The organism is uncultured Mucilaginibacter sp. (assembly GCF_913773635.1).
GTDB lineage: Bacteria > Bacteroidota > Bacteroidia > Sphingobacteriales > Sphingobacteriaceae > Mucilaginibacter.
Genome location: NZ_CAJYGQ010000001.1, coordinates 187,578 through 202,754, shown reverse-complemented (window position 1 = coordinate 202,754; position 15,177 = coordinate 187,578). Strand labels below are relative to the sequence as shown.

Sequence of the window (15,177 nt, the reverse complement as noted above, 5' to 3'; positions counted from 1 at the left end):
TTAATAACCTTGGTTTTGAACTAAATTTCTGTTTTTAATGATTTCATTAGCAGGTATCGGCCATCGCAAGTAGTTAACGTCATTGAAGCCCGTTACGGCAGCATACCTGCCCGTGCGTACCAGGTCATAGTACCTTTTCCCTTCAAAGGCCAGCTCTGTAAATCTTTCGTTTTCTATTGCTAAACGGACATCGCCTTGTGAAGTGGCCGTGGTGCCATTTAACCCGGCTCTTGTTCTGATTTGATTTAAAAGCGTAATGGCCTGGTTGGTTTGGCCAAGCTCGTTGAGCGCCTCCGCACGGAAAAGAATAACCTCAGCCAACCTGTAAATGATGAAGTTAGAATCCTGGAACAGCACAGACCCAACCAGTGTGCCAGGGTACTTAGCTATGTAAATTCTGTTGGCATCACGAAACGGGGCCGGCGTAGGGCCTGTGTTTTTGTAAGTAATGCCTGCCCGTAGATCAGTGGCGGGTAATGCTGTTAACAATTTATTGGATGGCAGGTAGCGCCAGTTGCCGGCAGTGTACGAGCCACCTATAGGCAGAAACTGCTCGGTTAGTCCGTTAACATCGTTCGTTCCCGGTGTACCTTCCTGGTTCGCGTTGTTGTACTGAATCTCGAGGATAGATTCGGATTGATTTTTCAATGTGAACATGTTACTAAAATTAGCGCCTGAAAGCAGCGAATAACCTGCCGGACTGCTTATCACCAGTGCCGCAGCATCTGCTGCTTCCTGGTACTTTTTATTCCATAAGTAAAAATCGGCCATTGCTGTGCGTATGGCAGCTTTAGTGGTTTTTCCTTTGTTCTCAATAGTGGTAGAAAAAGGCAGATCTGGTACTAAAGGCTCGGCAGCTTTAAGGTCTTTTTCTATTTGGGCAAATATTGTAGCACGATCGTTATTCTTAGGGAAAAAATCATTGCTCAAATCCTCATAAGGCTTTATAATAAGCGGTACGTTTTCAAAGGTTCTGGCCAGATAAAAGTAAAACAACGCGCGTAAGAAATAAGCCTCGCCTATAATCCTGTCTTTACGGCCCGCCAATGACGGATCGGTAATGTTAGGAACGTTGGCAAGCACGCTATTGCAGCGATTTATGCCACTATATAAAGCGTTCCACCCGTTTACATAACTGTTACTGGCCGAAATATTACCATTAACCACCTGCAAATCTGCACTTAAAGGTCTGTCTGTAGCTGCAAGAATATCAGCGCGGCCGTCTCCCCAAAGTTCAAAATTTACAGGAAGTTTTTGTAGCACGTCATAACAAGCGTTAATTGCATTATCGGCATCTGACGCTGTTTTGTAAAAGTTAGCTGGGGTAATCTGGCTATCAGGTACCTGATCAGTTACCTTTGTACAGGAAACCGAGAAAAGGCAAAACATAATGATAGCAGTAATTATATTGATCTTCATTTTTTTCGATTTAAAATCCAACGTTAATTCCAAAAATGTAAGCACGGTATTGAGGATAGGTGCCTTGATCAACCCCCAATTGAATAGAACTGGCCTCAGGGTCATAACCGGTATAATTGGTAAGTGTAAAGAGGTTTTGAGCGGTTGCGTACAGCCGGCATGATCTTACTTTTACTTTCCCAAGTAAGCTTGCAGGCAGTTTGTAGCCAATTGTCAGGTTCTTTGCTCTTAAGTATGAGCCGTCCTCTATCCAGCGGTTTGAAAACCGCCTGTTACCAGCCGGATCTACATAGTTAGCGCGTGGAATGTTAGTGATATCACCTTCGTTTCTCCAACGGTTCAATAGCGTTACTGATCCGTTAAAACCGGTAGCCGATTCTGCAGCATACCTCGTTCCGTTGACAATATCGTTGCCATAGCTAAACGTCATCAATAAGTTGAGGTCAAAATTGCGCCAGGTTACCGTATTATTAAAGCCACCTGTAAATTTCGGCTGCGCATTACCAATAATCATCCGGTCGTCAATATCAATTGTGCCGTTACCGTTCAGGTCTTGAAAAATCATATCGCCACCTTTGAAAACATACCCGTTGGTACCAAAGCTTGTGCTGGTAATTTTTGATGTGTTATCAGTTGAATTGCGGTACACACCCGACTGCCTCCAGCCATATAAACTGCCAATAGGGCTGCCAACCTGCAAAATGTTGTACGATGTAAGCGAACCTGACAAACCAGCCCCTACAGTTTGGATGATGTTTGCCGCCCCACTGTATAGCTGTACTACTTTGTTACGATTGAAAGATATATTGAAGTTGCTGCGCCATGATAGGTTCTTGTTGTCGATATTGATCGTGTTTAGCCCAAACTCAAGGCCTTTATTTTGTGTGGCACCAATATTTTGCAGGACAGAGCTGAAACCTGAGGTGTTAGGTAAAGGCACCTGCAGCAACAGGTTGGACGTATTCTTTACGTAGGCATCTACAGTAAAACTTAACCTTGATGAAAAGAGCGAGACATCAAGTCCGGCATTGTATTGAAGGGTGGTCTCCCAGGTAAGATCAGGATTAGGAAGCGTGGTGAGTGCTATACCGCTTTGACCTATGTAGTTGGCTCCGGTTGAGTACTGCCCCTGAGCTACATAATCACCAATGGTTTGGTTACCCGTTTTGCCAATACTTGCTCTGAATTTCAAATCATTTATAACAGAGCTCTTATTCCAGAATGCTTCATTTGATACGCGCCACGCAGCAGAGAGGGCTGGAAATATGGAGTAACGTTTATTAGCCCCAAATCTTGATGACCCATCGCGACGTGCCGAAGCCTCCAACAGATACTTATCATTATAAGCGTAACCTATGCGTGCAAAGGCTGATGATAATCCATAAGCCGACGTGCTTGACGACACACTGGTTGGTGTTGTAGCGGCGTTTAACGTATAGATATTATTGGTTGAGTAAGGCGTACCCCTTCCATTCAAGGCAAATGAGCTACGCTCCTGCTGGCTGTAACCCAAAAGCCCGGTTAAGTGATGTTTACCTACATCGTGAGAGTAACTTAATGTATTCTCAATGATCCAGCCGGTTACGTTAGAATTGAATGCCTCTCCTACCGCAACACCATTCCGCACCGCATCAGATGGTTGAAAAAACTGATCGGTGACAGCATCATAGTCAAGCCCTGCTGTACTTCGTAATATAAGCTTTGGTATGATTGTGTATTCGCCATAAATATTGCCTTTTACCGTGCTTACCTGGTTCACGTATTTGAGCTTATTGGCAAACGCCACCGGGTTTATAAAGCCCGACACATCTCCCTGGTAAAAGGTACCATCAGGATTATAGATAGGTAAAGAGGGTGATTTTTTTAAAGCTACTTGTATAAGCGAAGAGGCACCATCGTCGGTAGACACCCTGTTGTTGGTGTACCTTGACAATGACAAATTAGTACCAAATTTGAATTTATTTGATGCATCATAATCAAGGTTAATACGACCTGTACCGCGGGTAAAGCCCGACTTTATAATAATACCCTGCTGATCCAAATAACTACCACTAACCGAAAATCTCAGTTTATTTTCTCCGCCACGTACAGATACCTCATAATTGGATATTGGTGCAGTGCGAAACAAGGCATTTTGCCAGTCGGTGTTTGAAACTGTACCATCAGGTGCAGGCAATAAAAAACCGTACAAAGAGGTTATACCGTCAGACAAGGCATTGGCGCGCCCTTCTTGTATAAGGTCAATAGCTTGCTGACTGTTCATTAACTTAACCCTTCGGTTAGGATTGTCTTGCTGAAAACCGGTGTAATAATTAAGGTTGAATACGGTGCTACCCTTTTTACCATGTTTGGTAGTAATTAGCACTACACCATTGGCAGCCCTTGATCCGTAAATAGCCAACGCACCCGCATCTTTCAAAACCTCCATCGATTCAATATCATCGGCATTGATAGCAGCAAGCGCTGATGGCTGACTGCCCGATAAGCTGATACTACTTAAGCTGCCTGATTCTACCGGCACGCCATCAATAATATAAAGAGGATCGTTGCCCGCGTTAATTGAAGTAGTTCCCCTTATGCGCACGGTAACACCGCTACCCGGAGAACCAGAGTTTTGTATCACCTGAACACCAGTGGCACGGCCTTGTATTAAAGATTGAGGAGTTGCTACAGGTAAGTTCTCAATATCCCTACCCTTTATGGATGATACTGCAGAAATTACATCTTTCTTTTGTTGTGTACCGTAGCCCACCACTACAACTTCGTTTAACGCCGATGGAGTTTCTTCCATCACAACATTGATAATGTTCTTCCCTTTTAAAGCGATTTCCTGTGTGGTGAAACCCATTAAGTTGAATACCATTGTGCCGTTATCATCTGGTACTCTTAGGGTAAACTTACCATCAGCGTTAGTAGCCGTTCCGGTGGTTGTGCCTTTAATTGAGATACTGACCCCTGCTAAAGGTTGCCCCTTATTGTCGGTAACAGTTCCGGTGATAACGATTGGTGCAGCTGATCGAGTAGCGATAGTGGCAGCCGACGGTGCGGGCGTGACTTTCTTTTTGATGACGACCGTATTGCCGTTTATTACAAAATTCAGTGGCTGATCTTTAAAACAACTATTAAGGGCATCAGTCAATGACCCGTCGGCTATATTTAAACTCACGGGCTTGGCTGTCTTGATCATTGCCGAATTATAGATGAAGTTATAGCCGGTTTGTACGCTCAAATTGGTAAGAACGTCGTCCATTGACGCATTTACAACGCGGATATTAACTTTCTGTGCAAAGCTTGCTGCGTTAACCTGAATCAGGGCTAATGCCCATATTACGATGGTTAATTTCATTACTCTCAGAAATTTAGGTGGAATGCAGGAGCAAGCCCTGCATATTATTGCAGTAAAATTTTTATACATTTGAATGTTAGGTTAGTGTATAATTGGTTTTTTGAACTACTAAAAATGCGGACCTGATCCAGCTTCTCAAGGCTGGGATCACCGGGGACGCGGCAATGTAACCGGTGATCATTTTAGGACGCAGTTATAAAACGGGTACCGTTATTTCATAACTATGATCCTCCTTCCGACTACTTTAAAGTGAACAGTCCCTGTAAGTTCAAGGTTATTTAACAATTCAGAAATGTTTTTGTACTTGGTTACGCGGCCGCCATATTCATCAGGCGAAAAGCCCTTTTCGTAAATTACATCTACATCATACCAGCGTGATGCCTGACGCATGATGCTGACCAGGCTTGCGTTACGAAATTGAAAAAAGCCATTTTTCCAGGCTATAACGTCTTGAATATTTACCTTATTTACAGCAAAACCACGCTGATTACGGGTACTTACAGCTTGCTCCCCAGGGATCAATATCTGTCTTTTTCCATTACGGGTTACCTTTACTGACCCTTCCAGCAGCGTAGTTTTGGCATCAGGCTCGTCATCATATGCATTAACATCGAAATGCGTGCCCAGTACCTCTATTTCCTGATCGTTAAAAACCACTTTAAAAGGCTTATGCTTATTCTTAGCTACCTCAAAGTAAGCCTCGCCGGTAATTTGCACACGACGCTCACTATTTGTAAAAGCTACAGGAAATTTTAGTGTTGATGCAGAATTAAGCCAAACGTTTGTACCATCTTCAAGCGTAATGCGGTACTCGGCACCACGTGGCGTGGTAAGTACATTATAACCTGATGTGGCCTTTGCCTTGCCTGCTGAAGATATGTTGTAATTCAATGATCCATTCTTATCTTTACTTACGGTAATGCCTCCCTGATTAATTAAAGTACCGCTAGTATTTTTAGACAGAACGACCTCCTCACCATTGGCCAATTTTAATACTGCTTTATCAATGCCGGGCTTTACGTCATTAGTTTTAAGAGCGTATGAAGCGTTGTTTTCTTTAGGGCTTGAAATGTTGCTCCACAAATAAACACCTGTAACCAGCAGAACAAGTATTATTGCTGCTACATATAACCAAGTATTAAGGTAACGTACAGAACGGACCCCATGACCGGTGGCCTCATTTAACCCGGACAAGATACGAGCCCCGCGTTCACGCTCTTCTGCATTCATTTCGTCAGCTTCAGCCAATTCGAGATCGTCCTTGTAAGACATCACTTTCGCGATTTCTTCTTCAGAGGCCTCCCCCGCTAAAAATTTTTCAAAAAGAATGAGGTACTCGCTTCGTTTCATAATTTTAGGCTATTGATGCAAGCCTTTAAAATTATAGAGTGTCTTCTGAATGCCGCACACACTAACTTTTATTAAAAATTGTGGTTTGAATAACTTTGTCTCTACAGATACTTATCTGGATTATATTAATCACATAAAGGCTCATTGCATTTGATTGATATAGCAAGAATCTGCAGTAGCTATCGTAAGACGATCTTAGTTATGATTGGAAGGAATAGAAACATGGCATCAAGGTGTGCTGATGAGATATTATTTGGATATAACTTTAAAATAAAACAAGGGAATTCTTGGTTACCGGAGTGTTGTAGACTGACCTTAAAGGTTGTGAGCAGATAAAATCAATAATATCATTATTTCCCTCAGGTTGAAACGCAGATGTTTCAATGCTATAGTAATTTGATTTTCTACCGAGCGCTTTGAGATTTTCAACATCGCGGCAATTTCTTCGTTAGAAAGATAATCTCTCCTGCTAAGTAAAAATATTTGCCGGCAACGTAGCGGAAGCGCATTCAAATACGATTCAAGTTGCCGCTCTAACTCGCTGGATTGTAACCTTTCACTACCCTGATTGTAGCTGACCAACTCGGTCCTATTCTCAAGATTCTCGCTGAAAGCTATAATCTCTGTTTTAGTCTTTTTTTGATACTTAAAGACCTGATATCGGATAGAGGCTTTTAAATAATGTTCAACATTGAGGATCACCAAAAACTTCCGTCGGTTCCATAAATTTAAAAAAAGGTCATGCACAGCCTCTTCACAAGCGGTTTCGCAGTCAAGATATCTCTGTGCCGTTTTGAATAGTCTTAACCAGTACCTGTCAAATAGCTCACAGAAAGCACGATAATTATCGCCAATGATCAAAGACCATAAGTCGGAATCACTCAAGGAATTTAGCTGCATGTAAATAATTGGTCGAGTAAACATACAGTTTAATTCCTAAAAAATACAAGTGCTGAATGCTGGCAAGCGGGCTACTGCTATGGTTAGTAACTTTAAAGTGGAGATTTGATACAAATCGACAAAAGAATGATACAATCTACCTGCAGGGTTCAACCCTTATTTTAAGGTGACGAGCATCCTTATGCTTAGTTACGTGTAATAAGTGTTTCCTAAGTTACCGTCATAGCAAACGGTGACACAGCACGCAGCAAAAATTATATGCCTATTTATTGCCACGCTTGAGGCAAACGCCACTTGAAGGGAGTTGCCGTTTGGTAAAAAACGGATAAGAACACGCTACAAAACATGCTCCCTTTTATCACCTCATTAAGGTTTGTTGGAAATCATCAAACTGTCGGTCCTGAATGAGGATGCAGGGAAACCTTCAACGTTGTACAATTCACCAATCACCCATTCATTAAAAGCGTATCGCGCGTTTAGCGGTTCTTTAACCTTGTCGCTCCAAACTTCTATGCCTTCATTGGTAATCTTCGCCTTTGCAGTATGAAAAACGTTGTCAGCGCCCGCTATTTTAAAGTTGATCAACTCTTTTCCGTAAGTAGTTAAACCTAACGGTGCGTAATCAAAATACAATTGAAGGCGCCCGTTATTAATTTCTTTAGACCGGTATACAGGGCATGAAAAAGTTAGCGTATTAAGATGATAGGTATTGGCCAATGCCCAATGTGCCAAACGTTTGCCAACGGTAATCTTATCGGGCGGGTGTATAAAGCGTTCTGCTCCAATATCCAAAGTAACAGCCATACCGCTATTGGGTATCATTTTCATTGCGTTCAACTGCACTTCACGCAGGCGTTGCGGGCCTTTGTTGGTGCTATCACGGCCATAATGATAAGGTGCTATTTGTACATAATAAAACGGCAGTTCGCCGCCGCCCCACTGCTTACGCCATGTGGCTACCATTTGCGGGAATAAACTTTTATACAGGTCTGGCGCATCCTTATTGGCCTCGCCCTGATACCAAATAAAGCCTTTAATGCCGTAATTAGTAACGGGGTATACCATGCCATTGTATAATGCGGTAGGCGGCTGGCGGTCTACCGTTAGGGGCGGAAGCTGCGTTGGCAATTCAATATCGGGATGTTGCATTATAGATGCTTTATCCATCCACGTTTCAATTTTAGTGCCTCCCCATGAGGAGAAGATTAGCCCTACCGGCACTTTAAGGCGTTGCTGCAGCATTAAGCCAAACTGGTAAGCCACGGCGCTAAAGCTTCCCACGCTTTCTATATCAGCCGGCTTCCATTTTCCTCTACAGCTATTTAATGGCACTAAAGATGGATTTCTAGCTACAGTAAACAAACGTATATTGTGATTACCGGCATTTAGCAAAAGCTCCGCTGAATTTGTAACCGGCTGATTTTTCCATCCCCGCACAGGCATTTCCATATTTGATTGCCCCGAACAAAACCACACCTCCCCAATCAAAACATTAGTGAGCGTAAGCTTGTCACCATCATTAAAGGTTATGTTATATGGCCCTCCGGCAGCGGGCGTATTAACATTAATAAACCAGGTACTATCATTATTTATAACAGCTTTGTACTGCTTTCTATCCCATGATGTAACGATCTGCACACTTCCTCTTCAGGTACTTTTACCCCCAAGCTTAACTGTAGCTTTTTGCTGCAGCACCATGTTGGAACTGACCAGTGCGGGCAATATAACGCGCCCGTGAGTGCACAATGCTGTAAGCATTAACAATGATAGCGCAGGTAGCAGTTTTGTACAAAAGTTAAATAGCTTCATTTGCTGACAATGATTACCGTGTGGCGTTCGGGTTAACTTTAAATAGGCCGTCGGGTACTTTAATATCCGTGTTTTCCATGTGTGTTATCGCTATGTCACGTGTTGTGTATTTATCGTCGAGCTTGTTACGGGTGATTTCTACTTCACGGCATCCATCTAAAAGAAATGCCGATTTTTGCCAGGTGTAAGGCGCATACTTGTCTGTTTTAATAACACGGTTGTTATCAAAGTATAAACCCTTTACAGATACCGCCCTCACTAACGGCGCATCGAAAACTTTAAACTGATTGTTGGTAATGCGTATGTTTTTATGATAAGGTTCGGTACTTGAATTTTGCGGTTGGTGTGATGGTGTAATAGTAATTACGGCCTCTCCCCACTCGCCACGGTTGCCATTTTTATTACCCGAGGTAAGACAGTTCTCAAACACGTTATTTTTTATCTGCAGGTTAGTAGTGGCGCCAGCCTCAAACCAAAAGTTCAGGTCACCTTCTATTAAAATAGCCGTACCTGCGCTACGGAAATAGTTATCCTCTATTACTACGCGTTTAGGCGTTGTTACTAACAAACCACGAGCGCGGTTACGCTTTAATATTTTACAGCGCCGTAACTCTAAGCCGGCTGTCCAGGTCTTATTTTCGGCAAAGTCGCCGGCGTTAACATTGGCAGGTACCGGACTAGTAAAAGTCAATGCATAATTATCCTTGTTTTTTTTAACAGAGCTTACCACGCGTATTTCACCTCTTTGCGCCGTGGTTTTGTTGATGAACCACACACTGTCGCCCACGGTAGTTAACCGGGCATCCTTAAACTCAAGGGTATTTGGGCCAGCTATTTTAGTGATAGCCATATTGCGCCCGTGAATGTTAATAAAATCGTCGCCCTGACCTGTGTGAGCACAATTCTCAACTTTTATAACGCCTTTGCAATTTACAAAGTTGGTGGCATCGGCAGTACAGCTAAATACCCTGCCTTTTTGATCGTTTACACATATTGAGGCGTTTCTCATGGTGATATTTTCGGTCCGTTCGCCTCTTAACCCGAAACCTAACGTATAGTAGATTTTAACATCCTGCAGTAATACATCCTTACTGTTTTGAATATGAATGCCAACATTACCATACCTTATATGAAATAATGCTACATAAGTCCCTATCTCGGGTTTTATACTGGGCTTACCATGAAACCTTACCACGCCGCCTGCAAGCTGCTCCGCTTTGTTTTGAAAGATGTTACCCAAAGGTGCATCCCAGGTATTGTATACTATCTCTTTATTCAACTTATCATAAAGCGTTCCGTACATCTTTAAAACCGGCAACTTCCAGCCTTCGCCGGTAAACAGTATAGTGTCTTTTTCTATTTGATAAGGGTAAGCTTCGCGGTCAATTTTTACGTCGAGATAGGTATCGGTAACACCAACCACCTGGCATTGCGACGTAAAGGGGCGGTCCCAATCAACTGTAAAGTTCCGCAGCGCAATATTGGTGCTGGAATCTACATTGGCAATTTGCATCTTTCCGTGAAAGATAAACTCCGAATCGCCACCATCAATAGTTACGCCGTTTTGCTTATATACGCTTATACCAACCGTGTTTGAACTTCCCTCACGCGGAAAAAAATCATACCTGCCTTTAGGAAATTGTATGGTAATATTCTTTTTGCCTTTGCAGTAACCAAGAGCCCTGTTTATTGCAGGAATAACATCTGAGTAACTATTGGGGCTGCCGCCAAACGATGTAATGTTGATTGTTTCCTGCGCGAAAGCTTCGCAAAACAGGCATAACAATAACAATACTACCCATGGTTTCTTGAATATTTTATGTGCCATAGTATAAGGTTTAATTAATTGGATAAGGTTTAGGTTGGTGTATTAATTGACTTAAGGGCGCACGATAAATGATTTAATCTTTAATCCATTTTTCGAACAAGCTGGAGCTATTAGTGCCTAAGCCATGCTCAACGCTTAAATTAGCAGTAGCGTTACGAACCGAAAATGCTTTCCTGGTAACACTATACTCTCTTTCAATATCCTTCGCGCTTGCCGGTTTGGCATCAGCCCCGCATGGATTAATTATCAGCAACTTTTTAGGCGCTAAGCTTGCGGCAAGGTCAGGCAAATCATATTGCCCTATTGAGCCGGCGACTGTACTATGCAGAAACGACGGCTTGTAGTTTTCATTTTCAACAATTGACCGGTAAGAGGTATATGGCTCTATCATGGCAACCCTGTCTATATCATCACTAAAAGCAGCTGCGTGCAGCAACGCCGGTGATAAAGAACTATAAGCTAACCCCAATACCTTTTTAGCCCCAATTTGCGCTTTCAATACGCGCGACAGCATTACAATATCACCAGCATGCACACCTGTGATACTCCGGCCAATGAGCATGGCAGAAAACCAATTATTGTAGGAAACGCTATCGATGTAAGAATCGCCCTGAAATACGCCAGGTCCCAATTCGCCGTTGCCAAGCATGTCTGGCACCATCACGGCAATTCCCCGTTTTACAAACCATTCTAACTCGCCCAATTTTGAGCCATAAACGGCTTTACCCTTCGGGTCGAGATAGAGAAGTGCCCGGCTGCCAGCATTGTTAGGCTTAAACAGCAGGTATGGGATATCATAATCGCCTTCACCTTTCACCATGTACTTTTCAATTACGTAGCCATTGCGCGGTATGCGCCCGGTAAAAACGGGTTTAGGTATTTTGAGTGGTTTACGAAAGCCTGAAATACGTTTGGCTACAGGCAAAAGGCTTTTTAAATAATCCGGTGAGTTTTTACGCTTTTTATCCAGTCCTTCGATTCTGCCGGCAGCATCTTTGCGATTAAGACTAAACACAGTTTCAGCCTTGTAAGAGGTAGCTACCTGGCCGGTTTTAGTAGCTTGAAGCTGTTTTGGTGTCAGGAGTTCAATCTGTTCTTCGGTTGACGGCCCAGGGTTGTTTAATGCCTTTTGAAAAAAAGCGTACATAGCCTCGCGGTTCTTTTTAGTCGATTCATGCCCTCCGTCGTCAGTAACCATGGCAAACGCATCAGGTTTGCCATATAGGTTATATATAGGTTTAACTTCCGCTACTGTTTCCAGGGTGCCCTGTATAGGAAACATATCTCTGCTGGTGGCAATTACCAACGTGGGCTTCGGTGCACGCACTGCCAATAAATCAGCCATATCAATACCGCTGCTAATGCCGTACATAAAATTCTGCTCAGCATCCTGCGGACCTAATGATTGGTACAGCCGGTTAAAGCTTGTTACATAATCTTCGGGTGCTACGGCCCTTATCCTGTCATCAAAAGCAGCAATGAAAGCGCTTTGCGTGCCCCCGCCCGAACGACCGGTGATGCCGATACGATTGGGGTCAACCTCTTTGCGGGTAAGCAAGTAGTCAACCGCCCTTATACCGTCCCAAATAAAATAGTTAGCCAGCGTATTACCGGTTATAAATAGTTGTGCACCGGGGTATGAATGCTCGCTCGACGGCGATACAAGTCGGGAACGCTGAGTGGCTGAATCTAAATACCCTAGCCTTTCGCCTTGTCCTAACGGATCATATGCCAGTACAACAAATCCTTTTTTTACCAGATTGAGAATAGCAGTCTGATAACCCGCCGAGCGGTAGCCCTCCCATATGTGGCCGCTGCAATAAACTACGGCAGGTAACGGTCCTTTTTCCTGAGCTTTGACAGGTATAAAAATGGATGCTGTAACATAAAACCTAGGCCGCGATTGGTATACCACGTTTTCTACCCTGTAACCGATTCTTTTAATGGTTGATGTTATAGTAGCTTTCAGCGCTTGCTTTTGAGGGAAAGCCCCAGCTGCCTTTTTTAATTTGTTACGCATCAATTGCTGCCTGGCCTGCCAATTATTTAAGGTAGAAAGCTTGCCAATCTGCGTTGAGCGGTCATTCAAGTATCCGTATGCTTGCCTGGCAAAGTAATGATACATGGCATTAGCGGCATCGGTATGGGCCATAAACTTGCGTGTGCTGCCAATGCCCTCAAACTCCGGCTGTGCATGGCAAAGCAAGCTTGTAATGTGTAGTAAAATAATTACGAGTATGCTTCTGCGTAAATGCAATTTTACCTTTTGCATGTAGCCTAATATTACCATTTCAAGCTACTGGTTTACAGAAGTGTCAACAGCATTGGATTTGTACACTGCTTTATCAGTTATGTACTCGCCATTAACTTTTACGTTTGTTGCTTTAAGCTGCTTTACATCATCAAGGTATAATGCAGGGCGGGCATCAGGAGCGGCTAACCTCACCTGAAAGTTATCAATATTGATATTATTAGCATGTCGTACGTACAAACTTGAGGCAGGTACAGTCCAGCCAAAAATGCGGTTTTCGGGATAATCCTTTTCTTTTTCGGGCACTTTGCGCTCGGCATCTTCACGGGTGCCGCCGCCCTGGCTGTTTATCAAAATATCCCGTAGGGTTACATTTTCTATATTGAACCCCGGCACACCGGCAATCATGCTCGACATGCGGCTATGACATGTAGCCGTAACGTTAGATATGATCACATTTTTAAAGCTCCCGGTAGGGTTTTTACGACTGCCTAAACGCATAAATATAGGTGTTTGTACCCCCGTCATGGTAATGTTGGTTATGCTTACCTGGTCAAGTACACCTCCATCCACAATTTCTAAGGCAATGCCTGATATGCCGCTGATAGGCAAACCAATGTAATGATCAGCCTTATCGGCCCATTTATGAAAAGGCGACTCGGTGGCCCTACGCAATGTGCAGTTGCTGATAGATATATTTTTAAAGCCGCCAATTGACCCTGTACCCATTTTAATAAGGTTACAGTTTGATGCGGCTATACAATTGGTAATGGTAATATTTTCAGTAACACGTTTGGTTGAATCCTCGCTTTTAAGGCAAATGGCATCATCGCCCGAGTCAATATGGCAACCTGTGATGATGATGTCTTTACCGTCTATATCAATGCCATCATTATTTAAATTGGCATGCGAGTAAATAGACACACCCCTAACTATCACATGCTCGCTGCCAAACAGGCGGAGCGTCCATGATGCTGATTGTAAAAGATGGACATCCTCAACCAACACATTTTTACAGTTTTTAAAGAATATGATATATGGGCGGTTGGGGGCTTCTTCGCCAATGGTAAATTTACCGCCGTTGCCAAAAAGCGTACCGCTACCGGTAACCGAAACGTTTTGCACTTCGTTACCCATTACCAGGCTGGTATACTTAGCACCGTTGGCAATGGCGCTTATTTTTGCCCCGGCCTCCAGGTGCAGGTTAATGTTTGATTTCAGGGAAATCATCCGTGAGGCGAACTCGCCCCCCGGCACAACAACCTTGCCGCCGCCTTTGGCACTGCACTCATCAATTGCTTTTTGTATAGCGGCAGTGTTGTCAGTTTTGGCATCGGCTTTGGCACCAAAATCGGTAATGAGGTAATCTTTGGCCGAAGCGTTATAAGCCGAAGCAAATAGAGCCAGTATAATTAGTAGGTATTTTATTTTTTTATTCATGACCAATGTGTATTGGATGCAGATAGTTATTGCGTTAAATAATCTTTGATTTTGAGGCTACTGTTTTTGATATAATCAACTACAGTAAGTGCGCCTACCTGCGCCCCTTCGGTGGTTGGATGCACGTGATCGTTAACAAAGTATTTGGCTGTGGCTTCCTGTCCTTGCTTCTCGTACCTGTCGCCTATAATGTTGTTCAAATCCAAAAATAAAGCCGCCTTTTTCTCGGCTACTTCCTTGCTCCATTTGCCATAGCTCTCATTAACCCTGTCTATTTTGCCATCTTTCCATTTGTCTTTAGGTACCGGCGAACAAATTACCACTGTAGCACCTTTGGACTTGGCTTCATCAATCATGCGCGTTAAATACCAGCCATAAGTATGCACCACCTCTTTACTTTTAGTAAAATGATTTTGAATAACTGTTGAGTCGCTACCTGTTCCCCTCATGCTGCCTCTGGCACGCAGGGTATCACTAACAGGACTGTCGTCATTGTGTCCAAACTGAATAAAAACCACATCGCCGCGTTTTAATTGCTTTGCAACAGGCTTCCACATACCGTTTTTAACCTGCAATGGATCATGAAATATGCCTGTGTAAAACGTGCGGCTGCTGGTACCCGATATTGCCCTGTTTTGAATGCTCACTTTGGTGGTATCAAAGTAACGGTACATAAGCTTTCCCCAACCGCCTGCAACTGTCGAGTCGCCTACCAGGTATATGGTAGGTTTATCGGGTTTAATAAAAGAGATGAGTATAAAGCACAAGCCGGTAGTTAACAGGCATAGTAACAAATTAATTCTTTTCATTTTATAGGTTTTAATTGATTGACGG

Annotated in this window: 9 protein-coding genes; all 9 read right to left on the bottom strand. The window is 43.3% G+C overall.

Annotated features, from left to right (window positions below; genetic code table 11):
• The 9 genes from QZ407_RS00820 to QZ407_RS00780 all read right to left on the bottom strand — a co-directional run bounded on the left by QZ407_RS00820 (position 1) and on the right by QZ407_RS00780 (position 15,152).
• Positions 1-1,419, bottom strand: coding sequence for a RagB/SusD family nutrient uptake outer membrane protein (locus tag QZ407_RS00820; RefSeq protein ID WP_295767166.1), 1,419 nt, complete (start codon positions 1,417-1,419; stop codon positions 1-3).
• Between the two features lie 10 nt (positions 1,420-1,429).
• Complete coding sequence (locus QZ407_RS00815) at positions 1,430-4,765, bottom strand: TonB-dependent receptor (RefSeq protein ID WP_295767165.1); 3,336 nt, start codon at positions 4,763-4,765, stop codon at positions 1,430-1,432.
• Positions 4,766-4,975: 210 nt separating this feature from the next.
• Entirely contained in the window at positions 4,976-6,115 is a 1,140-nt protein-coding gene (locus QZ407_RS00810; protein WP_295767164.1) for a FecR family protein, read from the bottom strand.
• Positions 6,116-6,430: 315 nt separating this feature from the next.
• Positions 6,431-7,000, bottom strand: a complete 570-nt coding sequence (locus QZ407_RS00805) for a sigma-70 family RNA polymerase sigma factor (RefSeq protein ID WP_295767163.1) — start codon at positions 6,998-7,000, stop codon at positions 6,431-6,433.
• A 381-nt stretch (positions 7,001-7,381) separates the two neighbouring features.
• The gene (locus QZ407_RS00800) at positions 7,382-8,653 is read right to left on the bottom strand and encodes a sialate O-acetylesterase (RefSeq protein ID WP_295767162.1); all 1,272 of its coding nucleotides are present in this window, start codon (positions 8,651-8,653) and stop codon (positions 7,382-7,384) included.
• 184 nt (positions 8,654-8,837) lie between these two features.
• Complete coding sequence (locus QZ407_RS00795) at positions 8,838-10,652, bottom strand: hypothetical protein (protein WP_295767161.1); 1,815 nt, start codon at positions 10,650-10,652, stop codon at positions 8,838-8,840.
• Between the two features lie 73 nt (positions 10,653-10,725).
• Positions 10,726-12,924 (bottom strand): prolyl oligopeptidase family serine peptidase, encoded by a 2,199-nt coding sequence (locus QZ407_RS00790; RefSeq protein WP_295767160.1) that lies wholly within the window; start codon positions 12,922-12,924, stop codon positions 10,726-10,728.
• 24 nt (positions 12,925-12,948) lie between these two features.
• On the bottom strand, positions 12,949-14,343 hold the full coding sequence (locus QZ407_RS00785; RefSeq protein WP_295767159.1) for a glycosyl hydrolase family 28 protein: 1,395 nt from the start codon (positions 14,341-14,343) through the stop codon (positions 12,949-12,951).
• A gap of 26 nt (positions 14,344-14,369) precedes the next feature.
• Positions 14,370-15,152 carry a rhamnogalacturonan acetylesterase gene (locus QZ407_RS00780; protein ID WP_295767158.1) on the bottom strand — a complete coding sequence of 261 codons (783 nt, stop codon included), beginning with the start codon at positions 15,150-15,152 and terminating at the stop codon, positions 14,370-14,372.
• Between the last annotated feature and the right edge of the window lie 25 nt (positions 15,153-15,177).